Source organism: Kineothrix sp. MSJ-39 (assembly GCF_018917935.1).
GTDB lineage: Bacteria > Bacillota > Clostridia > Lachnospirales > Lachnospiraceae > CAG-194.
In genome coordinates, this window is sequence record NZ_JAHLPN010000017.1 from 19,068 (window position 1) to 44,382 (window position 25,315).

Genomic DNA, 25,315 nt, shown 5'->3' on the forward strand with positions numbered 1-25,315 from the left:
CTATTCTTCAGAAGTACCGACTGCAGATGCCTGCTTACAGTTTTCTTCCCATTCCTGCCTGTACTGGAGTTCCTTCTTATCCCATGCAGACACTGCATGATCCCATTCCTTTTTCTGTTTTTCATTCAATTTATCCGAAAACTGATAATGCTCTTTCATATAAGCTGCCAGATAAGAGGTGATCTTTTCCGCACCGACATAATTGACATGGCGCGGATTATAAAAATCAACACCGTAATCCAGATTGATGATCTGTCTTGTCTGCTTATCATCCAGATTCAGATATGGATATCCCTTTTCCTCCATATAAGCATTAAGCGCACACTGATAAGGGAAACGTGCCTCGGAATACATATATGGTGTTGCTACAAAAAGTACCTGTTTCCCATACTTTTCAGCAGTCTTTACAATATCCTCTATGTACTGCTTTCCTTTATCCGGCAGTTCAAAGGTGGCATTTTCCACGTCCGGAAATCTCGACGGTTTTACCTGTGGATCTACCGTCGTCCTGACACGCAGTCCCTTATACAGGCTCTTTCCCTCAGATAATCTGTTGATCCAGTCCTCTCTTGCGATTTCAAAAAAATTCTCATGATATTTCAAAAGCGGGATCTGCCATTCCAGTTCATTGTCGGTTTCAGTTTTCAGTAACAGATTATGGATCATCCTGATTCTGGTCGGAGATTGTTTCATACCGGAAGCCAGAATACTCAGATAATAATTTTCTTTTTCCTTTTCTTCCTCTGTCATTTCATCGTCATATGCCAGATCTACCACTACCTGTCTGACCTCTACCACAAACAGATCCACATCCTGACTTTTCAGTGTTTCCTCCATAATATAAGGAACCGCTCTGATATTCTGACAGGACTGTGAAAGCATCACCGATGTAAAGCCCTGCTCTTCATATGCCTGCGCCGGAATCCAGTATCTGTACATAGCACTCGACCCGATCATTGCCGCATTGATCGTATTATTATCTTCTGCATAAAAATAATGCCAGCCATCAAAATCCTGTCCTTCCGGTCTTAAAAGCGGTCCAAGCAGATTGATGATCGTTGTCAGCAGAAACAGAAAAATCAGAATACCTGCCACTGTCTTCAGCACTTTTTTTCTTGTCGTACTCATTTTGTTCCTCTCTATCTATACTCAAAAATCCTGTCAGCTCATTTAAAACTGTTCATAAATAAATGTCGCACCTGCGCCTGCTCCGTAAATACCAAAGCAGAGGATCAGCAGAATACCTGCAAGAAGCACAGCACCTCTGAAGATCACATTCCTGTTTCCCAGCCAGTCACGGATCGTCATATTGATCCCGCGGCGTTCCAATATTTCCTGCGCGATCGAAACTGCAAGCAGGAGCAGCATACAGACAAGCGCAAAGGCCCACTCCTTCCTGCGCAGCACAAACAATTTCATTGTATAAGCAGCCTGCGGTCTGCTGAAAGCAGAACCAATCATATAAAAGGAATCGGAAAGTCCGTTTCCGAGGAAGATCAGTCTTCCGATCAGACACAGGAAAAAAGTTCTGAGCATCTGGAATACCTGAAATGCCATATGATCCGTATTGATCTTTGCCTTCTCCATCAGCTTTTTGATCGGTTGTTCAAACATGGCAGATAAACAGATTAAAATACCATGATAAACACCCCATCCGATATAATTCCAGTTTGCCCCATGCCAGACACCGGTCAAGATCCAGACACACAAAATAGGCAGGCAGGAAGCAATGTTTCTGCCCCATTCATTTCCAAACCGTTTTCTGCCTGCCGTATTCAATTTCAGAAACAACGCAGAAGTTGAAACCGGATAAAATACATTTTCCCGGAAAAATTCACCGAGTGAAATATGCCAACGGCGCCAGAACTCAGGCATATTGCGTGAAAAATACGGACGGCGGAAGTTTTCCTTTAAACGGATTCCCAGACATTCGGAAGAGCCGCGCACAATATCCATACAACCGGAAAAATCACAGTAGATCTGGATGGAATAGACAATACCGATAACCAGAAAGATCGGACCGGAATAGTCCGGCGCATTTTTGATCACCGTTGATACAAAAGGCGCAATGCGGTCTGCGATCACGAGTTTTTTGAAATAGCCCCAGATCATCAGCCATATGCCTTTCCGAAACATATCATAATCAAACCGGTGCTCTGCAAACATTTCTGTCCCGAGCGGATCATATCTGCCGATCGGTCCCTGTGTGATATGCGGAAAATACAATACATAGGTCAGATATTTCAGAAAATTCTTTTGTGCATTGATCTTGCCATGATACAAATCAACCAGATAGGCGATCATCATAAAAGAGTAAAAAGAAATACCGAGAGGTGCAATCAGCTTCCATGCACTGATCTGTCTATGTACGGTATGAGAAAGCAGAACATTCACATTCTCGATCAGGAAATCGCTGCCCTTGAAAAGCACCAGAATACCGATGACGACAATCAGTCCGCATACAAGCACTCTCTTTCTCTTTTGTTTCATTTCATTTTTGATCTTTCTGGCAGCTTTACGATCAACATCCTGCAGCAAAAGCGCCTGCTGATCCAGATTTTTCTGCATCAGAAGCGAACAACCGTACACAACCAGTGCTGTCAGCCCCACTACCGCCAGATAGGATACACCCGCAGCCGCATAAAATACAATACCCGCAGCCAGCAGAACGACCCACTGCCATTTTTTCGGTATGATATAATAGACCAGACATACAATCAATAAAAACAGTAAAAATGAATACGATACAACAGACATCTGTATCTTTCCTCCAACTCGTAATTTATGATATCCCTTACATATACATGTTTAAACTTAAACAAGTATAAATATCTAACTTAAACACAACTTAAATCCCGGTACATTTTCTGCTTTCAACCTGCTTACAGACGAATCTGAAAACAGATCTCACCGTCAGACGGGCTGTAGGCAGTTATTTTCCCTCTATGCAGTTCTACGATAGCCTGTGCATTGGATAATCCGATCCCGTGCCCGCCGGTTGCGGAATTATGGGAAATATCTGCTCTGTAGAACCGTTCAAACAGATCCATATGTTTACCCTTTTTCATATTTTCTGCCTGGTTTCTGACTTCCACCAGTGTATATTTGCCGTTTTTCCTTACAGTAACACGGATCACAGATTTTTCATCTGCATATTTGATGGCATTATCCAGCAGTATGGAAAAAAGTCGTTCCAGCATTGCCTCATCTCCATACACCCAGAGAGTTTCCTGCTGCTCCCACACCAGTTCTTTTCCATGTGTTTTGGCAACTGTTTCAAACTGTTCACAGGCTTCCTGCAAAAGAGCGGACAGCTGTATTTTCTGTGGACTGGTAAGTTGATCTACTTCCTGCAGCTTTGTCAGGCTGACCATTTCCTCCGTCAGCTTTGTCAGCCGCAATACCTGATTCCTGATGCTTTTCGTCCATTCTGTCTCCCCACTTGTCAATTCGATCACATCCGTATTTGCATCTATGATCGTCAACGGCGTTTTCAGCTCATGCCCCGCATTTGTAATAAATGCTTTTTGTTTATCCACACTTTCCTGCAGTGGTCTGACGACAGACCTGGAGAAAAAATATACCGGAAAAAATACCGCGATCAGCTCTATGATCGCGCTGATCAGACTGGTTTTCAGGAAATTATTGCATTCCCGCAGTTTCCGCTTACAATTTACAAAAACATAGATCAGATTGTCTCCCGATGAAATTGCCTTATACCGGCTATACTTTCCGTACCCGTCTTTTTTCCCCTTCTGATAAAGATCAAGTGCAATCTCCGAGGCACGCTCAGCATCTACCGTATTGGTATTTCGCGTGTTCGTTTTGATTACATTTCCATCCGCATCCAGTGTTACTGTAAAAAAACGGACACCGCTTAAAATGGCATCGATATCTTCCTTTGTATCCGCATCCTCCGCATAGATATAATTATCCTCTGTATCCTTTCGTCCGTAGCTCCATTTCCAGTTCTTTTCCGTCTGCTGGATCACATCCAGATTTTCGAGTACAACTGACAGATTTTCCTCAATTTCTTTTTTCGCCCGCACGTAATTCAACACATTCGTAAGACCTACGATCAAAAAAACCACAATACAGAAGGAGAGCATTGCAATATTAATAAACCGTCTCTGTAACTGCTTAATCATCATCTTTCTCCAATGCAAACCCGATTCCCTTTGCAGTTCGGATAACCGTATGGGAATCAAGCTGCTTTAAGATCCTGCGCAATCTGGAAATATACGTCCAGACCACATTATATTCCACATTGCTTTCATAACCCCAGATTGCTTCTATAAACTGTTCTGCGGAAAGCACACATTTTGGGTTTTTCAACAGCATCTCCATCATCTGATATTCTTTGTTGGCAAGATATACCCATTTCCCCTTGCGGCCAAGCTGAAAGGAAGTTGCGGAAAGCTCCAGATCCCCAAACGATAAATTAGGCTCCAGTGTATCTCCTCTGCGCCTTGTCATCGCCCGTACGCGTGCAAGAAGTTCCTTTGTTGCAAAAGGCTTTGTCAGATAATCATCTGCGCCGCAATCCAAGCCATTTACCTTATCCTCCAGTGCAGATCTGGCAGACAGGATCAAAACAGGAACCTGATTTCCCTGTGCCCTGATCTTTTTCAGGACAGAGATCCCATCCAGTTTTGGCATCATAATATCCAAAATCACACCATCATAGCTGCCATTTTCCAGAAAAGCCAGCGCCTGCTCACCATCATACACTTCATCTACAGAGTAATGATTATATGTCAGAACCGTCACAAGTGCCCTTGCCAGTTCCTTTTCGTCTTCTGCAAGTAATAATCTCATTTTCCGCCTCCCAAGGCTTTATGTTAGCACATTCTTTTTTACTTTAAAACAGCTACTTAAAGAGAAGTTAAAATCAGTCATCAGAAAAGACCGGATCATCCTATGACCCGGTCTTTCCTGCATTATGTGGTAAAGGGCATTATCAGATTGCCTTGATCTTAACCTTTTTGTTTAATCCTTTTTCTCTGAACAGTTTTCTGTATGTATCCACCTTACTCTTTGGCACTTTAATAACTGTTTTTTTACTGATTCCTTTAAATGCATGGTCAGCCACTGTTTTCTCTGTCAGCTTTTTAGACTTGATCGTCAATGTTTTAAGTTTCGTACAGCCGGCAAATGCTTCTGCTCCGATATAGCTGCAGTTTTTCGGAATAGTAAGCTTTTTCAGTTTCTTGTTTCCTTTGAATGCACCGTCGACAATCTTTGTTACTTGATAAGTCTTCTTACCGATCTTTACTTTTGAAGGGACTGTCAGTGATGTTTTTGTTTTCTTTGCCCCTGTATAACTGACTTCTTTTTTCTTCTTATTGATAATCGTAATACCGGAACCGTCCTTCTGCCTGATCACTTCCGGCTGTGGAGACTTGCTCGGCTGCGGGCTTGGCTTCTGACTCGGCTGGGAGCTCGGCTGCGGGCTTGGCACCGGTTTTTTGCTTGGCGCAGGTGTCAGCTTCGGGATAACAAGCTCTGCATCTGTTACAGGCTTTGTCAGTGTCCTGTCTGCAAATTTCTGATCACAGCCGACACAGGTATAGTATTCCTTCACACCTTCAGCAGTCTGTGTTGCCTCCTTCTGTGGCACATGATTCTTCAGCTTATGTCCCTGCTTTGTCGTCTTTACCTGATAAATATCCGTATAAGTCTGTGCATTCCAGATTACCTTTGCCGTATATGGAATCACACCGTCTGCTGTGCAGGTTGCTGTATTCTTACCCTCCTCTACCGTAGCAGGAATAAGCTGCTCATAAGTACAGTTATCATTGCTGCAATGGATTGGCAGCTTAGCAGTTACTGTCCGCTTACCATCTGTTCCTGTTGTTTCGGCAAATTCTATTTTATCGCCTGCAAGCGCATGACCATATGCGGGAATTTTAACCGACTTTTCGGTTTTTCCGATTTCTTTTCCGTTTTCTTCCAAAACAGCCCTGTAAATCAATTTTCCATTCTGCATACAGGTACGCTCCTGCAATACTTCTTTTGTAACGTCCATTTTCTCGGAGAATAACTTACCACATTCCTCACACGTATACCGCAGATCGCAGCTGTTATCTGTATTCCAGCGATATCCTTCCACACTGCCGATGCTGTGTGCCTTCGTTTCTCCGTATTCAAATACAGTATTCAGGTTCAGTTTATGACATTTTGAACAGATTGCATAATAAGCTGCTTTTTTCGTACAGGTTGCTTCACTTTCCAGCTGAATATCCGGTACGATCACATCATTTACATAATCATGCTTTTCCGTTTCCTGCTTATCTGAAAGATTACATCCGCATATATTACAAATGGTTGCTTCATAATCTGTCAAAATACAGTCATTTGCTGATACGGACTCTTTGCGCGTATCAACTTCCGGCAATAACCTGATCTCGGATAACTGCATGATACCATCACCGTTCTCATGCGGTCCCTCGATTTCCAGTTTAAAATAGCGGTATTTTTCTGCAGGTTTTGTCATATAAAACCTATATTCTGTGTAGTTCCTATCCTCCATCTTCGCATCGTTTTCAACAGAAGCAAGTTCCGTCCATCCGGCTGCATATCTGGAAGGTGCGGTATCTGCATTCATAGCATATAATTTCCATGATTTCGGATTTCTGCCCGGATTATTACTATTATCATTTGCTGTAGTCAGAATATATTCTTCCGGTGCAATGCTTACCGATGTTTCAAAGATCACATAAGCATCTTTACAATCATGCAGACACCATTTTGTGGTCATATTATGATCAAACAGATTATTATAATTTTCTTTAGCGTTCTCTGCTGAAGCATTAGCGGGTGTACCATCCAGCGCCGTTATGGTGATCCCATGATCGCATAATTCCTTCTTACCACAGCCCGGATTTTGACAAACTCTCACTCCTTTTCCGGATATATTCAGTTCCCATTTTCCATACTTGTGGCCGGTTGCAGGAACAACTTCTTCTGTTTTGTCTGTATAGGTTTTACCATCCCTGATCACCGTTGCCGTATAAATGATCTTTCCGGTATTTTCACAGTCAGGTTCGATATTTTCCACTGTTACCTCTGCATCTTTTTCATCCTGCTTCTTGCAGTTTTCACAGCGGAAAATGCCACAAGCTTTTACAGGTTCTTCTTCCCGCTCCCAGTACATTTTAACATATTGATATTTGTGTTGTTCCGCAGGGACAACCGTTCCTTCTGCATTTCCATAATGCATCTCTTCCGTTTCGCTGTCCGTTTTCCCATATACAACTGCGTGCCCTTCCGATTCCGTTACAGGATATAGATCTGCACCGATTGTCTGATACCAGACCGACTCCTTCGTCTTACCCTGATTTAACATATAACATAACGCGCCATTTTTAATCTGTTCTTCTGTCACGCCCGTCATTCCCGTCTGTTCTGCACACTGCTCTGTCGCATAATAGCAGTTATCCGTCTGTAATGGACCTCCGGCTGTTATATGATCATCAAGAGTTCCATCGGTTGAATCTCTCACTACGCTGTAATCATAACAGTTGGTCAATGTTCCTTTTTTATTTCCTGTTCCGCCTGCACCTGCTTCCCGCACCTCCGCAAAGGCAAGGCCATATATCAGAATTCTACTATCGCCGGTTCTACCGCGTCTGATCTCTCCACTGGCATAACTGTTACGTATCTCCATCCCATCCGCATTATGTGATTCATTGGCTATTGAAGATGCAATCGTATATATCGATCCTACATCTATAAAACCTGTTACATGACTGCGTTCAATCACACCTCTGCCCCAATCTATACATCCAATCATACCTCCTATATAACTCATTTGAGAGCCGCCGCCCTCTGCAGTCACTGTACCATTCATACTACTATCACTGATCTGCACACTTCCATCAGTCCGTCCAACTAATCCACCTGCATATATATTTTTTCCTGACACACGGATATTCACATCAGATCTGCAGTTGCTGATCAAGAGCTGTTCTCCTACATAACCGGCAAGACCACCGACCGTGATACTTTCATCTTCTACCTCCATACTGCCATCGACAGTCAGATTTTTGACTGTTCCGTTCAGATTCTGAAACAGACCGACTATAGAATCCTCATGCGTTTTATCCTCTGTCAGTGCAAGTGTGATCGTGTGGTTTTGCCCATCCAGACTTCCCTCAAAATACTCCAGCATAAAGTCTACTGTGATATCCTGTGTCAGCTTCAGGTCTGCTGCACGTACATTCTCTCCCTCTATGTGACCATATTTTGATAAGAATACATAGGTCTTCAGACTTTCTGCCGAATCAATCAGATATTCCGGATGATCTGCATTGTCTCCATACTGCAAAGCCAACAAAGTCATAGGCTCGTTAATCACAACCTTTTCTTTTCCCACTCTGCAGTCATAGGTATCTTTATACTTGCCATCATTATCTGTCTCAATATAGCAATAACCTTCCGGCAGAGAAGATCCCTTCGGAAATTGTTTTACCTCCCCATTGATCGTCACATCAATCCCATATGCAGTATCCGGCAGAAGCTGTACTGTCATATCCTGTGTCACATTTCTGCCATCAAAGTTCTCTCCGGTTTCTTTTACCATATACTGCATCTGCGCTTCCCGATTGGAAGGCCAAAGTTCCACGTTTCCGCCCGGCACACAATAGCACCTGCCCACTTCATAGCCTTCCTCCTCATAAATAACCGTACAATGCTCCTGCATAGGGGCAACCTGCTGATATTGCAGCTTTGCTATGGAATAACGATAACTGTATAAAATTCCGCCATCAAACAAAAACTCGATCGTTTTTGCCTTTTGGAGATTCATCGCCACAGATATCCAGCCAGGTCTTCCCTGTATACCCAGTCCGCTTACATCATATTTTTGCCCACTGATCCATACACTTTCCAGATCCAGATTCTCTGAAAACATTGTAAAGCCCATCTGTTCCCATTCTTTTTCCGAATAGTCCTGTTGCAACAAAGTACAATTAAATACAAGCGCATTCTCAAATTTTATAACTGTTGTGGATACCCACGATATATTGAAAATTCCTTCTTCAAATGTAATACAGCTGCCTTCATCCCCCCAGACCGAATGCAAAGTATATTTTTTTCCCTGTAATGTTGCTTTTCCCTGCAGAATTACCTTTGTATCACTGCCAATGATCAGAGGGGTTTGCTCAGCCTGTATATTTACATAGTCAGGGCCATACACAGGCGTCGCTTGCGATGTTCCTGACGCCTGTACGCTTGGTACCATACCGGCAGCATCTGCCTGTGTCTGTACTTCTTCTGCCTGTACCGGCGGCGGATTCTCTGTTGTCTGTACCGGCGATGGTGCCTCTGTTGTCTCTACCGATGCCGGTGCCTCTGTTGTCTCTACCGATGCCGGTGCTTCCGTTGTCTCTACCGGCGCTTCTGTTGTCCCTACCGGCGCTTCTGTTGTCTGCGACGGTGCCTCTGTTGTCCGTACTGGTGCTGCCGATGTTACCGCCGGCGCTTCCGTTGTCTGCGCCGGAGCAGGGGATCCATTATATGTATTACAGATCACTACATCATCAAAAATAAGTTTTACATCATCCAGCCCACTTTCTACTTTGATATAAAAATTATATCCTGTTTCTGCATTGCTTCCTGTCAGACGATATGTACCATTCTTGTGAATGGTTACCTGCTGATAACCTTGATCCGCAGCATTGCTGAAAGACCATCCGTCTGCTTCATCCGGCGTTCCCGTTGTGATATCACAAGTTGGTATCCCCTGCGTGATTCCCGGCTCTGATACAGTCGCAGCATCCCCTCCATTTTTCGGTTCCGTCTCGTCTGCTTGTGCTGTCTGTGCAGACACATCCACTGTTGTCACTTCTTCTGCGGATACCTGCATGACCGGTGTCAGTGACTGAACCGACAAAACCAGCATACATAAATATGCCTGCAGTTGTTTCCTGATTCTCCCATTTCCTTTCATTCTTTTTCTCCTTTACACTTTTTCTATCTGAATTTTTTTACCCTTTTATATAAGCCGCCGCTTTCTTGCTTCGGCAATCGCCGCTGCCTTTCCGTTGACACCAAGTTTCCTGTAATTCTCCCTGCAATGATATTTGACTGTGCTGACGCTGATATGCAGTTCTTCCGCAATCATTTCATTGGAACATCCCAGTGCCTGCAGTTTCAGGATTTGAAGCGCCTTATCCTCAATCGGCTCCTCCAGCTTTCCCTGAAAACTCATATAGCCGGGATACTGCTTTGCCATCTTCTCCGACTCCATAAACAGCCGCTTTTTATAGCTGTTATCCCGGAATGTCCAGTTTTTAACCTTCAACAGCCTGTATACCATACCTGCTTCCTGTGAAATGACTCTGGTAAATCCATAGCTTTCTGCCTGACTGAGCAGTTTCTGAAAATGATCTTCCCACGGCAGTCCCAGTTCCTTTTGCAGGAGCACATCCAGGAGCTCACATTCCATCTGAATATATGTCCTGCCATACATCTGGGCATAATACAGCAGTTTCTGCAGCAGTGCATTTGCCGCATCATATCGTTTCATCGCCAGATAAATATGTACCTTTGTCAGATAACGGTACCGCTCCATGCAATAAAATTCCTGATTCTCATCCGGAGCCTGCAAAAGCCAGTTATCTACCTCTGTTTTCTGCTCTGTATACATAGCAATCTGACAGAGCATATTTTCAATATTCCATACAATCTTTTGTTTTTCCTCTGCGATCGCCCGTTCCCGAAAGGACACCAGCAATTCTCTTGCATCTTCCGGATGTCCGTTATATAAATGCAGCCTTGCCATCAGCCCCGCTCCTACATAACTCTGCTCCAGTCTGCCTGCTGCATCTGCTTTCATTTGTCCTTTTGCGATCAGCCGCATAACCTCATAATCGTCCAATCCCTTTTCAAAGCTGCTTTCTGCCAGTGCCAGTTCCACCAGACCCTCTCCGGCTTTTCCAAGTACAAACGGAACGATCTTCCCAAGTGTAATTGCCAGCTCTTTATCACGTCTGCTCCATTCGCAGAAATCTTTACCGCCATTCATCATCGTTGGAGCATTGGACGTAACGGAAAACTCAGGCAGTGAAATTTCACGGTTCATAAGCAGAGTCGCTGACTTTTTGATCAGCTCTGCAATATTACTGCTTCCGCGATGCGGAAGCGCAATATCCAGATATGCCAGATAGCTTTTGGCAAGCCTCTTTGTCTTTCCTTCTGACTGTCGTTCCTTTTCCCGCAAAACGCTGTACCAGTATTCACTCTGTTCTACATTCAGACGTAATGACTGAATCATGCACAGTCCCGCGATCAGCTCCACCTTGTCTTGCACAGCCTTCTCATCCATTTCCAGATAGTATTTCCTGAGTTCGTATATGTACGTGATCGATGGATTATATTTTGCATTCTCAATCAGTATCTCGCTGATCTGCCCGACATGGTGGCACTTTTGAAACATCTCCAGTGCCTGCATGACCTGCCCGTGCTTTCGATAGTACAGACCGGCATTATAATACAGCTCATAGACCTGCTCCTGTGTTAGCTTTAGATAACGTCTGCGTTCCATACTCTGTACTACATTTTCTTCAAAACGGTATATTCCTTTTTCCACTTTCACAAAATTGCCAACACCGACTGCCGCCTCCAGATAATAGCGTGCTCTTGCACTGCCGGAGATCGCTGTGGCAAGTTCCAGTGTAAACTCCTGTACAATACTGACCTTCATAATAAAATCGATCAGCTCGTCATCCCATTTCTGATAGACCTCTCTGTCCACATAGTCCCAGAATACCAGTCTGGAACGTTCAAACAGATCGAGATCAAATACATCCTGTCCCGCTTCCGGTCTTCCTTCGATCAGTGCCTGATCGCACAGAAGACGGATGGCAAGTCCATGCCCTCTGCAATAAGACTGTACAAACCGGATATCGTTTGCACCGCTAACTTCTATTCCTCTTCCTTTTATGTAATTTCGTATTTCTTCTTCGGAAAGCTCCAGATCTGTCTCGGTGATCGTGCAGAAGCTCCGATATTTCAGATAAGCACTGATCAGCCAGCTCGGACATTTGGATCTGGAAATAAAGATAAGCCACAGATCAGGCTGTCTGATCAGCTCCAGCAGACGGTCTTTGACAAACTCATCCTCCAGAAACTGCAGATTGTCCACCACCAGTATCGACTGCGTATGCAGAGCTTCCAGACAGGCTAGGGGTGATGTTGCCGCATCAAAGTATATGTATTTCTTTTTCCCGAGAAACTGCTCCACAAGTGCAGTTTTCCCGTAGCCGACCATTCCGTAAATGTAAACCGGCTGTTTTTCCGTATATGCTTTTCGCAGCTTTGCCTTTGCCCGTTCGGGAAAGACATAAAACCCATCTCGTTCTTCTGACATACGCAGTCTCAACCCCTTTCACACAATAAAACTATGTACGACTGTCCTCACCGATACATAATTTTATTCATTGTAACAAAAAATATTCCCACATGGAACTAACCAAAAGGATAGTTTTGGTAAATTCCATGTGGGAAATCGCAAAATCAACTATTATCTATTCTGTTGCACGTCCAAACCATGTCCGGATAATACCGTACGGTGTCTTCGGTGTCAGTAAGCTTACGATCACTGCAATCAGCGTTGAAAGCAGTGTTGCCATAATGCAGGCATTAAAACCAAACGAGATCGCCAGAATTCCTTTATCGATCAGGAAATATAACAATATACCACTCACGATTCCCGCAACCGCGCCATATTCATTTGCCCGCTTCCAGAAAAGCCCAAGAAGGACGACATGGAAGAATACGACAGTCAGACCGCCCGTGGCGTAGGTAATAAGCTGTGCCAGAAGCTGTGGCGGATTACTTGCCAAGAGGAAGATCACAATGGATACGACAAGGATTGCCGCCACATTCAATTTCTTGATCGTTTCCGGCTTTGCATCTTTATCAAAAATATTTTTATAAAGATCACTGACAACTGTTCCCGCAAGCGATACGACCATACCACCCATAGAGGACTGTACTGCGCCGCTCACGCCCGCCAGCACCAGTCCCGCTGCCCATGCAGGCATGACCTTGACAGCCAGTGTCGGGATCGCGAGGTCTGCGGTTGCAAGTGTGCCTTCTGCGAAACTGTATTTCGTGATAAAGCAGAGCCCGTTTAAGCCAAGCAGCCAGATCGCCACAACAGCGGTTCCGATCTTCAGTGCTCTGTGCAGTGTTTTGGTATCCTTATAGGTCAGCGCTGTCATTGTCACATGCGGCAGTGTAAAGGTTGTGATGCCCCAGAGGATTGCATAGGATATCGTCGTCTGCAGGGCATTGGCGTCCGGCTTGAACCAGTCCGGATTTGTCTGCATCAGCGACTGGATTGTCTGTGTATAGGACAGTCCTGTGCTGTTTACACCCATGATGAATAACAGCAGGACAGATATCGTCATGACGATTCCCTGAATGACCATAGCACTTGCCACACCTTTGATACCGCCTGTCAATGCTGCAATGATGACCAGTGCGGTAAAGATCGCAAGTCCGATCCGATAGTCCTGACCAGTCAGGATCTGGAAGATCCGCCCGCCGCCTGTGATCGTGGAAACAGCAAAACCGCCCAGAAAGAATAGCGTCGAAACGCCGCATAAAATGCCAACCACCTTACTGTTATTATAGCGGTTCATGAACAGCTCGATAAAGGTCTGGGAATTTGTCCTTCTGGCTACGATACCGACACGTTTTCCCAGAAGGCCGAGTACCATCAGATTGGATCCGATGGAGAAAAAGCAGCAGACCATCCAGGTTGCACCATATGTATAGGTAAAGCCCGGAACACCCATGAATACACCTGCGCCTGCGACACCCGCGGACACCATCATCGCAGTAATGATAATACCGCCGCTTCTGCCGCCTGTATAAAATTTAGACAAGTAATCGCCCTTTCCTTTCTGCATTGCCTTCCTGGTCACAATGCTGTATAAAAGAAGTGCTGCTGTATACAGGGCAAATACCACGATAATGATCGTTCTTTGTTTTGTACTCAGATCCATTTTGCTTTCCTCCTACCGATCCTGTTTTTTATGAAGTTTACCATCCGGTGTGATGTCCATATCCTGATAAACAAATGTTGCCAGAATGATAACCATGACCACAAAACCAATGATGATCAGAATCTCCAGAAAGATCCAAAGTGGAAACCCAAGCACGGTAGCGCTGCTGCCCGAAAGCAGAAGCAGGTTGGCTATCATCAGTGCTGCAAAACAAATGTAACAGACCATCGTGATCCAGAATTCTTTCGTTGTCTGTGTGATCCGCGGATCATTTTCAATGTCTTTCAGGTCATAGTCTCTGCTGTTTTCATCAATGACCTGTGTCTTTGCTGTCTTGCTCATGATAGATAGCGCTCCTTTCTGTTTTCACAATCTTTTTTTAAGTTGGCTGTTTTATCGATATATATTGGTGGATAAATATTTGAATGCATTATCCGCACAGATCGCTACGATCGTTTTGCCTTCTGCCTCCGGTCGTTTTGCCACCAGAGAAGAAGCATAAACAGCTGCTGCAGCGGACTGTCCTAAAAAGATACCGTCGGATTTTACAAGCTGTCTGCCCGTTTCGTAAGCATCATCTGCACTGACTTCCAGACACTCATCATAGCTGACACCGAATTCTTTGAAATAAAGGATTTCTTTTTCCTTCGGTACGTTGTCAAATACTAAAACGCCATCGATCGTATTGCGTTCCGGAAAATTCGGATCCTTTAAGGAATCCTTTGCAGGCTGTACGCCAATGATCTTCAGATCCGGATTTTTCTCTTTCAGATATTTGCCGATACCGACGATTGATCCACCGGTTCCTGCCAGAAGTACCAGATAATCCACTTTTCCTTCTGTTGCCTCCCAGATCTCAGGCCCTGTCGTACGGTAATGTGCCAGCGGATTTTCCGGATTTCTGCCCTGGTTGATATAGTAATAGCCATGGGCATCCGCATACTGCTGGATCAGGTTATAAAACTTCTCAAATACAAGCCCCTCTTCTTTGATCAGCTCCACAACACCCGGAATATCCTTAAATTCCAAAAACGTGCAGCCATATGCCTTCAGGATCTGTGTCCGTTCTGCAGAAACGCCGGGCTGCAGGACAACGGCAAATTTGTAGCCGAGTGCATTGGCATAAGCAGCCAGCGCGATTCCCGTATTTCCACTTGTAAAATCAATGATTGTATCGCCCGGCTTGATCTTCCCCTTCTTCTCCGCATCCAGGATCATGGAAAGTGCTGCACGATCCTTAACGGAACCGGATGGATTAAAATATTCCAGCTTTGCCAGCACTCTGGCATGCAGGTCATGCTGCTTTTCATAATTTCCAAGCTCTACGAGCGGTGTATTGCCGACCAGCTCTGCAATGGAGCTGTATATTTTACGTTCACTCATTTTTCTGCCTTCTTTCCGTACTTAATCATTGAAGTGTGCATATTCAAACAACTGTGTCAGCTTGATCCTGTGATCTACTGCATATAAGCTCAGCAGTGCGGATGCGCAGCCTGCGGATCCGACATACAGTCCTGCATAGCTGACAACCTTATCCGGAATTGTTCTTGTCCATGCGCCAAACCATTTTCTCTGATCCGGTGCCTCATCGCTGACGGAGGAATCGGAAAGCAGCACCTTGGCTGTCCGTTTCGCATATTCTAAAAATTCTTCATCTTTTGTAAATTCATATGCATGTACAAAATGCTCCAAGATGCCGGCTGTTCCGCAGCACTGGCACTGCGCGTTCCAGAAGCCCCAGGAAAATCTTTCCGGCGCACCTGCCCGGATCGTACCTCTGGAGATCCGTTTGAACCAGTCAAGGTATTCCTGTTCTCCCGTGATTTCATACAGGATACGGAACAAAAGTGTATGTCCCGCCGGACCATGGCAGCTGCTTAAATAGAATTTATCATTGGTCGGGCCTGTAACAGGATGATCCTGATAAGGGATCAGGACTGCATTTTCGTCCCCGACTGCAATGCCCTGCAGATACTTGGCACCCTCTTTTGCCAGCTCCAGATATTTTTCATTTTTCGTTGCTTTATAGATGACTGCAAACATCCATGCAGTTCCGGCTGTTCCATGTGAAAAGCCCGGGAATGTCGTGTCTTTTTCAAAGCCAATCAGCGTCAGGTCCAGCAGTTTCCAGAACTTACCGCCGTTTGGCGCATCCAGTGCGTCCTTTGCAATATAATCTGCCGCTTTGGACGCTGCATCCAGATATTTCTGACCGCCGAAATGCTCATATACCTGCACCAGGAAGAATACAAAACCGCCATCTGCCACAACATCTTCTTCATTACTCCAGTGCAGCCCGTCCTCTGTATACTTGCCTGCTTCCAGCAGATCATCCGCTACCTTCAGTACATAGGCTTTATATTTTTCTTCTTTTGTCACCTGATAAATATCATCTAAAAACAGTGCCTGTCCCATCGGACCGTTAGAATAGCCGATTGCCCAGCCCGGTACCGGAATGACACCCCCGATATCGGAGGTCAGTGTCTTTTCATACCAGCCCGCATCCGTCTCAACGGAAATGATATGATTGGCTGCTGCCTTTGCTTCCTCCAGATACTGTTCGTCCCCGGTTGCTTCATATAAACGCAGATAGAAAATACCGATACCGGCTGAACCGGAGTAAATATTGGTCGGTCCGAACAACATGATATCTCTGCCGAAGCCGTTCTGTCCGTCCGGGAAATTCTTCCAGATCTTTCCATGCTCTGTTTTAATTTCCAGCGTCTTCAGCCAGTTTGCGGTTTCAATCGCTCCTCTTAAATAATCCTCATCTGTAAATTGTTTAAAAACTCTTGGTATGTACTGGATCATTGCTGTTCTCCTTTTCTCTCTGTTTTTCTTTCCTATAATTCCTATTATCTTAATAGACTTTCTTATCATGAACCAATACTACCATACTTACGTCCTGTTTGTATAATCAAAATAAATTATAGTGGCTTATAGGTACAACCTATAGCCACTATTGTTTCTATCCAATCGTCTGTATGATATGACTGCCTTTTTCCGTCTCTTCCACACACAGCTTTGTCGGAATACGCTCCTGCAAAAGCTGCACATGGGAGATGATCCCCACAAGCCCGTTTGCCTGCTGGATGCTGTCAAGGATCTGCATGGCATCCGTAATGGAATCCTCATCGAGCGATCCAAAGCCCTCATCGATGAACAGGGCTTCTATCCGGATCCCGCTCTTTTGTGCAATCGTTGACATCCCGATCGACAAAGCAAGCGATGCCAGAAATTTCTCTCCGCCGGATAATGTACTGACAAACCGCCCTTCATGCTCCTCGCTGTTCTTATCGTATACTTTCAGTTCGAGGCCTCTCTTATTGCTGCCCTGCGCCTTTTCATCCGACCGGAACAACCGGTATCTGCCGCCGTGCACCATGGAGAGCATTCGGTTAGCCGCTGCTATCACAGAGGAGAACAAAACGCCAAGCACATATCTCTGCAGCCCCGTTCCGGCGTCTCCGCGCAGTTTTTTGGCAAATGCCAGATCCTGCTCCGCCTCTAACAGCTTTTCTTCAAGCCCTTCGCCTGCCAGCGCAAGTTTTTCCGCCTTCTGCGACAGTCTCCTGATCGTCTCGGCAAGAACCGCCGTTTCCTTGGCATAAGTTTCCTGCTGCTTCTCCAGCCGTGCCAGCTCTGTTTTACAGGCTTCCGCATCCGGCTCCTGCTGCCTGCCAAGCTCCTCCTGCAAGTGTTTTACCTGTTCCTCTGCCGCCTTTTTGCCCGCATCAAAATCCGCGATCTGCTGTTGCAGCTCCTCCAGTTCTTTTTCTGAAAGCAGCAGCCGCTCCGCTTCTTTCGCGTCAGAAAAGCCATGTTCCGAAAGCCCCTTTGTCACTGCCTGCATAGCTGCTTCCTGCTTCTTCTTCGCAAGCTCCTCCTCCTGACGCGCAAGCTCCGCTTTTGCCTCTGTTTCCGCAACTGTATTGTTTGCCTGTTCCAGCTTCTTTGTCAGGCTTTGCAGCTTCTCCGTGTCCTTGCTGATCTCATCGGTCAGCTGCTGCAATTTCTTTTGCAGCTCTGCAAGCGATCCGATCTCCGGGATCAGATTGTTTTTCATTTCCGCCAGTCTTGTATAGGCGGTTTCTTTTGCAAGCTGCAGTTCCTGTGCCAGCCGCTGTTTTTCTTCATACTGCTTTTTTGCCTGCTCCTGCTTTTGCATCGTCTGCTGCAGTTTCTGATAGACCGCATCCGCTTCGGCTCTTTTTTCTTCTACGCGCTCTTTGGACGTATCTGCCTCTGTCCGCACTGCCTTCTGTGGATGCTGTCTGCTGCCACAGACCGGGCATGGCTGTCCTTCGACAAGAGAAGCTGCGAGTTCCCCGGTAATACCTGCCAGGTATGCTGCAAGCAGATTCTGATGTTCTTTCATATCGGTTTCATACGCTTTATGGAGTGCGACCAGCTTCGGTGCATAGCTTTCGTAACTCTGCTCTGCACGCTTCGCCTCCTGTAAAGCCATTTCAGCCTCTTTCTGCTGCTTCTGATATGCCTGCTCTAAGACTGCGATACTTTCATAATCCGCCGTTTTTGCCTCATACTGTATTTTCCGGGCTTTCTTTTCCTCGATCTCAGCGTTTTTCTCCTGCTGCGCTGTTACCTGAGCAAGTACCTGCTCCGCATTCTGCTTTGCAAGCATGGCTTCCTGCTCTGCCGCCTGTGCCGCCGTCTTTCGTTGTGTCCATGCAGTCTCTGCTGTATGCAGCTCGGCAAGCAATGCCCTCACTTTTTCTGCCCGGCGTGCATCGCTGCTCCGTTTTTCCTGCGCTGCCCGCTCCGGCAGTTTTTCTTCGTATGCTCTGACACGGGCTTTTTCCTTTTGCAGATCCTGAAATCTGCTGACAAGTGCCAGTTTGTCTCGAAGCTCTTTGCTCTGCTTCTCGTAGGCACTTTCCTGATACGCTGTTTCCATCGCGGCAAGACTTTCCCTTTTCTCTTTGATCCTGCCTTCCAGTTCCTCCAGCGTTTCACAGGCTTCCTCCTGCAGACTGTTCCTGATCTGCTCCTGCAGGTTTTTCAGCTGCTGTCTGCGCTCCGTTGCTTCCTCGAACATAAGCTGCGCGATTGCCTGCCATTTTTCTTCCCCGAAAATACTGGTCAGGATCTTTTCCTTATCCGCCGAATCGGAAGTGAGCAGCTTTTCAAACTGTCCCTGCGGCAATACGATGACCTGACGAAACTGCTCGTAAGAAAGCCCGATGATCTCCTCCGCTTTCTCATTGAGCATCTTTTCCTTCGCATTTTCAAACAGTGCAGTCCACGTTCCGTTATCGTCCTTCTGCCAGACCATATAGGAAGCGGACAGATTTTTCCGTTTGCGTTCCAGCCTGCGCTCAAACCGGTAATAATTTCCGTTATTTTCAAATTCAAACCGGACAAAGGTCGTCGCATCAAAAGCCGCATTGGTGCAGCGCATCGCTTCAAAATCGTCCCTGCCATGGCCGCTGCTCTTTCCGTACAATGCAAGGGTGATGGCATCCAGTATCATTGTTTTGCCCGTTCCTGTTTTTCCGCAGATCAGAAACAGACCTTTGGCGGCGAGTTTTTCAAAATCCACCAGCTCATAGCCCGCATAAGGGCCAAATGCCTGAAATTCCACTTTACATGGTTTCATCTGCTCTCCGCCTCCTTTTCATAAGTCCTGCATGCCTTGTCAAACAGTGCTTTCAAGTGGGCATCCGGCTCCTGCTCCAAAATATCTTCGCAGTATCTTGCAAAGATTGTATCCGGATCTTTATCCGCCTTTTCCAGCTCATCGACCGACATAGTAATTCTGGCATCTTCCCGCTCAAAATCCCTGCCCGTTACCTCAAGCAGATTGCTGTAACGCTCGCGCAGTAGTGCCACAGACTCCAGCCCCACATAACGGTCTGTCACATCCAGCCGCACATAGCCCTGCAGGATTTCTTCTGCATAAGCACCATTCGCCAGTTCGTCAAAGGTTCCTGTCAGTGTCACTCTTTTATGCAGCTGCGGCATACTGACTGTTTTCTGCTGCATCGTATCCGTATCCAGGATCGTCACACTCTTCTCCTGCTTTTCTTCTTTGCCAAAGGAATATGCCATCGGCGTTCCGCTGTAACGGATCCGTTCACCGATCTGCTGCGGCCCATGCAGATGTCCCAGTGCCACATAGTCAAAATCGTCAAAGACCGCCGCGCTTACCATGGTTGCACGCCCGACCTCCGCAGCTCTGTCACTTTCCGAGGTCTGTGCATTCACAATAAATGCATGCGCAACCAATATATTTTTCTGTCCGGGTGTAAAATCAGCACGATATCTGTCCAGCACAACCTTATAGGCATCCTCCATGGACTGCACCTGTTCTGCCTGCTCCGGAAAAACAGACCGCACCTTGTCCGTAGAAATCCAGGGAAGCAGATAAATATCGACATCACCCTTTCGCACCTTCTGCGGTTCTTCGGTGAGTACACCAGCAATATAAAGCCCGCTTCTTTCAAGCAGGGCGCTGCACTGCGCGATCCGCTGGGCGCCGTCATGGTTCCCCGCGATCAGATAAACAGGGATCTGAAGCCCGTTGCAGATCTCAGTCATCGCCTCGTCATATAATTCCAGCGCTTCCTGTGATGCTATGCTTTTGTCAAAAATATCTCCTGCCAGAAGAATCCCGTCAACCTGCTCCTCTGCTGCGATCCTGCAGATCTGCCGGATCATAAATTCCTGATCCTTCCGATAAGAAATACCGCCTCTCCAGGTTATCCCCAAATGCCAGTCGGATGTATGTAAAAATTTCATAAAAATTATCCTCCGATTTCCCTTCTCCATAAACGAAACGGTGGCTTCGCAGGAAGCCACCGTCTTCTGAATTGCTTATTTTAATGTATCATCATAATGGGCTCTTTGTCCACCAATAAATTTCGGTCTTGTCCGCGCTGCGGAGACATAAGCCTGTCCGATATGATTGTTGACCAGTCTTACCGGAACCGCCACCTTTTTCAGATGCATACCGATCAGCGTTCCGCCGATATCAATCCCTGCATCCGCCTTGATCTCTTCCACTGCCACAGGATCCTGAAATGTCTCATAAGCAGTTGTCGAAAGCGAACCACCCGCCTTGGGCTGCGGTACGACATTGACAATCTCCGCAAACGGAACTGCTTCCCGTTCTACAATGATCGCTCTGTTCAGGTGTTCACAGCACTGCGTTGCAACGTAAATGCCCTTTTTACAGGCTACCTCATAAATGCCCTTAAATGCGGCTTTTGCAACATCCAGATTGGAGTTTGTTCCTATCTTATCTCCACAGATCTCACTTGTTGAGCATCCGACCACGAGGATCTGACCCTTTTTGATCCCGGATATCTCAATGATCTCCTCCGTTACCTTTTCAGCCTGTGCTGTAATTTCCTCATACATGATAATTACCTCTTTTCAACCATCAATCCTTTTATGTAAGGAACCCTTGACAGTGCCTGAATCAGCAGATTACCAAGTACCAGACAGGTAATGCCCTGTACCATATTACTTGGAATAGATGCTGCGGCTGCTACGCCGTATCCCAGGAATGTTGCTTCATATAAGAAGTAGCCGACTACCATGATTGCTTCCGCTACAAGACTGCTGACAATATAAGCTGCTGTTTTCGGGATCTTACCGCTTGTCATTGCCTTATATACCAGATAGCCTACAAATGCCATCGCAAATTTGATCACTGCCGTTCCCGGTACATAGCTGCCATAGCCTGAGATCAGATCCGCGAGACCGGAACCGATACCTGCTGCAAGTGCACCATAAGGATTTCCTAAAATCCACATTGACAATAATACCACAGAATCACCGATATTGACATACCCATTCGTTCCGATCGTCGGAACCTTGATCACCATTGTGGCAATACAGGTAAGGGCTGCAAGCATCGCTGCTGTTACACTGAGCGTAAGTTTCTTATTCATAATAGTCCTCCTCATAAACAATATATTCTTTGAAGGCTATTATACACGCACGTGGTTCTGTCAAAACAGCCAATTTATGTTATTTTTACCATACCAGTTTGTTTTACTGCTATTTATATTGCTTCAGCCAGCCGATCAGTTCATCCAGTTCCAACGGTTTACTGTACAGATATCCCTGGAACGCATCACAACCCAGCTCTTTCAATTTATCTCTCTGCTCCTCTGTCTCTACATATTCCGCAATAATCTTAAAGTGGAGCGATTTTCCCAGGTATACAATGGATGCAATGATATCACTGTTTCTCTCATTGGTCAGTACATCTCTCGTCAGTGCGCCGTCCAGCTTCACCACATCAAAATAATTGGTCTGCAGATACATAAGAGAGGTATGTCCCATTCCAAAGTCATCGATCAGGAAACGATGTCCTCTCGCCTTCAGTTTTCTGATCTTATCCGCTACATCCACTGAAGAAGAAAGCGCATCCTGTTCTGTGATCTCCAGACACAGATATTTACTTGGAATTTTATATTTTTCCACAGCTTCCGCAATATGTTTTTCCAGATCCTCCCATGCCAGAGATTCATTGGTAATATTTACGGATACTTTAAATTCTGCCGATGTCAGCGGTTCCAGTCCGGAAAGTACATTTGCGGCCTCATCAATGATATATTCTTCCAGCTTGTGCAGTACCTTTTTCTCCTTGGCAAGCTGAATGATCAGCGGCGGATAGATAAAGCCGAGCTCCGGATGCTTCCAGCGGATCAGTGCTTCCACACCGACACAGACTTCCTCACAGTTTACCTGTGGCTGGTATACCAGAAACAGTTCTTTTTTCTGTACTGCATCGACCAGATCTGCTGCCAGAATACGTGCTGTATGTCCGAGATCATCTTCCCGTTTCGTCAGATAGGAAATCGCATTGTTTTCTTCTTCCCGCTGCATTTCCTCAACCAGACGTTTCACATCCCGGCGCATACGCCGTTCATTCTGCTCTTCATATAAACGGACAAACGGCTTATAGATCAGCACACCGACCACCAGACAGACAACCTGCAGGATCACACCCGCCCACGAACCGGTTGCTTTATAACCGCTCAGAAAGATCGGCGTTGTCCAGTCTATCTCCCGGATCACATGAGGTACCAGTCCAAAATAAATGGCTGCATATGAGAGCAGGAAATTGGAAACCGGTACTAGTAAAAACGGGATCAGAAAGATTGGATTCAAAATGACAGGAATACCAAAGAGTGCGATCTCACTAATATTAAACAGCACGCTCGGTGCTGCCATGCCCGCCAGATGGCGGACGCCCTTTTTCTTTGCAAACAGCAGAATGGCAATGAGCAGACACAACATAGCACCCGCACCGCCCAAAAGTACAAATACATCCTGCATTGTCTTGCTGAAAATACCTGCTGTGACATCCGTAAAGTTCTGTTTGATCACAGCGTCCAGCATATTATGTCCGTGGATTCCGAAAAACCACAGACCATGTGTCAGCAGGATTACGATCAGACCTGCTCCCAGCCCGTTTTTCAGTGGTTTTAACAGGAAATTAAACAACATTTCCAAAAGTTCCTGTAACCCGTTTACACCAAATGCCACATATAATATCTGTCTGAGCAGCACAAAAAAACCAATAATAATAACTGCAGGCAGAATTCCCTCTACCGCACCGATATACACATTGTCCGTATTGGTCCTCTGCCGCTTTGCCTGCAGGAAATGGCTTTCTTTCAGGGCATAATAAATACTGCCCGAGATCAGTGATACCACCAGTGCACTGAATGCGTACATATTGCTGAACCTTGCAATGGAAAACGTCTCATACTGGATGCCTGCATAGGCTGCGAAAGCTGCCAGTGTAATGATTACCAGAATAACAACATTTCCGGTACTTTCGTAAATACCCTTTTTCCTGCGCTTCATCATCGAATAACTGACGCTTGTCGCAATGGTCAGATAGACAGCAAAAAAATCATTCACACTGATATAAATACTCTCTAAAAAAGTTCTGACACATCCGCCCCACAGCTCTGACAGAAATTTCTGAAATGCCGGAATGGGAAGATTGATCAGCATAGCTGCCATATAACCAACCACCAGAAGGGGGATCATCATAATCATGCCCTGTCTGATTGCACCGACCACACAGCTGTTTTCCAGTTTATCCGTTATGTTCATTATGTGCTTTTGTAAATTTTCCATACCCTGTACCTTCTTGGCAACCGCTTCATCCCCCATAAAGTGTCGCTTCTACTCTTTATCTGAAACAGCAATCTCCAGAAACGGACTGACTGCATCGATCGTCAATACTTCCTTTTTATCCACCCAGTCCGTATCGACAGTATAAATTTCTCCCGGTCTGATATCACACGCCGCTACCAGCTTCTGGAAGCGTGCATGCATATCTTTAAAGCTTACAATATAATAGTAATACATTCTGCCCTGCAGGTATGCCTGCTCGCAGATCTTTGTTTTGCATTTATTTTCAGCGCAGTCATCTGCAAATTCCCGTCTGATATAGTCCTCCGCATCCTGAAAATCTTCTTCCTCCGCTTCTAAAAGGAAGCTGAATACCATGTCACTGCTGCCAGATCGTTCAAAGCATGCAAAAGTCCGGTCGCCATCCTCATTTTCCGAAAGCTCATATGCTTCCGGGATCTCCAGCCGGAGATTTGTCTGTTCTGACTCAATTTCCGTTTTCATGTCCGCCTCCTTCGTTTTCTTCTCTTTCGTCATTGCCTGTATTTTTATTTTTCTGCTACTCAGTATAACATACTCTGCATAAAAAAGCACTTCTCAGATTTCCCAAGAAGTGCTCCATTCAACATCAAAATCATCAAAACCTTTCAATTAAATTTTGCCGATCAATACCACGATCCCTGCCACGATCAGTGCAATAACAAGATACAGGATGGTAGCCAGACCACGTTTTACCAGAACATCCTTCCACGGCTTGATGTAAGGAATTCCTTCCATACCCTCGATGACCCAGATCTTGCTGTGTGCCACCCATACTCTGTCAAGCAGGATGCCATCAAACCAGTTCATAACCACCAGGAACAGATATGCCTGCCAGAAAGCTGTCTTGAAATCAGTTACCTGATTCCACAGCGCGATGATCAGGATCAAGGCAACAAAGATGAAGATGCAAAACGGTACCATAAAACGTTTTCCTCTTTTCATTGTTGCATCTTTATCCGCAAGTCCCCGTCTCTGGGCTTCCTCTATGTATGCCTTCGGATAAAAATACAGACAATTCATTCCATCGTTTTTTACCGCTAATTTTACCGGCAAGATAAACAGAATACAATATAATATGTTTTGTAATAACAGCAGCATTTTTAATACCTTCCTTTTCTTATTCTCCTGTC

Annotated in this window: 17 protein-coding genes; all 17 read right to left on the reverse strand. The window is 45.6% G+C overall.

The annotated features are described in order from the left end of the window. The 17 genes from KQI22_RS10685 to KQI22_RS10765 all read right to left on the reverse strand — a co-directional run bounded on the left by KQI22_RS10685 (position 1) and on the right by KQI22_RS10765 (position 25,283). A complete protein-coding gene (locus tag KQI22_RS10685; protein ID WP_216552161.1) occupies positions 1 to 1,128 on the reverse strand; it encodes a hypothetical protein in 1,128 nt (375 codons plus the stop codon). Positions 1,129 to 1,170: 42 nt separating this feature from the next. Then, positions 1,171 to 2,757 (reverse strand): MBOAT family O-acyltransferase, encoded by a 1,587-nt coding sequence (locus KQI22_RS10690; RefSeq protein ID WP_216552163.1) that lies wholly within the window; start codon positions 2,755 to 2,757, stop codon positions 1,171 to 1,173. Between the two features lie 125 nt (positions 2,758 to 2,882). Next, the gene (locus tag KQI22_RS10695; RefSeq protein WP_216552165.1) at positions 2,883 to 4,148 is read right to left on the reverse strand and encodes a sensor histidine kinase; all 1,266 of its coding nucleotides are present in this window, start codon (positions 4,146 to 4,148) and stop codon (positions 2,883 to 2,885) included. Beyond that, positions 4,141 to 4,818 carry a response regulator transcription factor gene (locus KQI22_RS10700; RefSeq protein WP_216552167.1) on the reverse strand — a complete coding sequence of 226 codons (678 nt, stop codon included), beginning with the start codon at positions 4,816 to 4,818 and terminating at the stop codon, positions 4,141 to 4,143. The genes KQI22_RS10695 and KQI22_RS10700 overlap by 8 nt, the downstream gene beginning before the upstream one ends. Positions 4,819 to 4,960: 142 nt before the next feature. Beyond that, positions 4,961 to 9,952, reverse strand: coding sequence for a leucine-rich repeat protein (locus KQI22_RS10705; RefSeq protein ID WP_216552169.1), 4,992 nt, complete (start codon positions 9,950 to 9,952; stop codon positions 4,961 to 4,963). Positions 9,953 to 9,997: 45 nt separating this feature from the next. Continuing rightward, positions 9,998 to 12,373: a LuxR C-terminal-related transcriptional regulator gene (locus KQI22_RS10710; RefSeq protein WP_216552171.1), complete on the reverse strand. Its 2,376-nt coding sequence runs from the start codon at positions 12,371 to 12,373 to the stop codon at positions 9,998 to 10,000. A 157-nt stretch (positions 12,374 to 12,530) separates the two neighbouring features. Further along, the gene (locus tag KQI22_RS10715) at positions 12,531 to 14,018 is read right to left on the reverse strand and encodes a sodium:solute symporter family transporter (protein ID WP_216552173.1); all 1,488 of its coding nucleotides are present in this window, start codon (positions 14,016 to 14,018) and stop codon (positions 12,531 to 12,533) included. Positions 14,019 to 14,030: 12 nt separating this feature from the next. Beyond that, positions 14,031 to 14,360, reverse strand: a complete 330-nt coding sequence (locus tag KQI22_RS10720; protein ID WP_216552175.1) for a YhdT family protein — start codon at positions 14,358 to 14,360, stop codon at positions 14,031 to 14,033. Between the two features lie 51 nt (positions 14,361 to 14,411). Continuing rightward, the gene (locus KQI22_RS10725) at positions 14,412 to 15,401 is read right to left on the reverse strand and encodes a PLP-dependent cysteine synthase family protein (RefSeq protein ID WP_216552177.1); all 990 of its coding nucleotides are present in this window, start codon (positions 15,399 to 15,401) and stop codon (positions 14,412 to 14,414) included. A gap of 21 nt (positions 15,402 to 15,422) precedes the next feature. Then, the gene (locus KQI22_RS10730; protein ID WP_216552179.1) at positions 15,423 to 16,829 is read right to left on the reverse strand and encodes a lanthionine synthetase LanC family protein; all 1,407 of its coding nucleotides are present in this window, start codon (positions 16,827 to 16,829) and stop codon (positions 15,423 to 15,425) included. Positions 16,830 to 16,986: 157 nt separating this feature from the next. Further along, positions 16,987 to 19,638, reverse strand: coding sequence for an AAA family ATPase (locus KQI22_RS10735; RefSeq protein ID WP_216552181.1), 2,652 nt, complete (start codon positions 19,636 to 19,638; stop codon positions 16,987 to 16,989). Further along, positions 19,635 to 20,780, reverse strand: coding sequence for an exonuclease SbcCD subunit D (locus KQI22_RS10740; RefSeq protein WP_216552183.1), 1,146 nt, complete (start codon positions 20,778 to 20,780; stop codon positions 19,635 to 19,637). The genes KQI22_RS10735 and KQI22_RS10740 overlap by 4 nt, the downstream gene beginning before the upstream one ends. A gap of 75 nt (positions 20,781 to 20,855) precedes the next feature. Beyond that, the gene (locus tag KQI22_RS10745; protein WP_216552185.1) at positions 20,856 to 21,401 is read right to left on the reverse strand and encodes a TIGR01440 family protein; all 546 of its coding nucleotides are present in this window, start codon (positions 21,399 to 21,401) and stop codon (positions 20,856 to 20,858) included. Between the two features lie 5 nt (positions 21,402 to 21,406). Next, a complete protein-coding gene (locus KQI22_RS10750; RefSeq protein ID WP_216552187.1) occupies positions 21,407 to 21,937 on the reverse strand; it encodes an ECF transporter S component in 531 nt (176 codons plus the stop codon). 109 nt (positions 21,938 to 22,046) lie between these two features. After that, entirely contained in the window at positions 22,047 to 24,182 is a 2,136-nt protein-coding gene (locus KQI22_RS10755; protein ID WP_216552189.1) for a PTS sugar transporter subunit IIC/EAL domain-containing protein, read from the reverse strand. Positions 24,183 to 24,194: 12 nt separating this feature from the next. Then, on the reverse strand, positions 24,195 to 24,647 hold the full coding sequence (locus KQI22_RS10760) for a hypothetical protein (protein ID WP_216552191.1): 453 nt from the start codon (positions 24,645 to 24,647) through the stop codon (positions 24,195 to 24,197). Between the two features lie 147 nt (positions 24,648 to 24,794). After that, the gene (locus KQI22_RS10765; protein WP_216552193.1) at positions 24,795 to 25,283 is read right to left on the reverse strand and encodes a hypothetical protein; all 489 of its coding nucleotides are present in this window, start codon (positions 25,281 to 25,283) and stop codon (positions 24,795 to 24,797) included. Between the last annotated feature and the right edge of the window lie 32 nt (positions 25,284 to 25,315).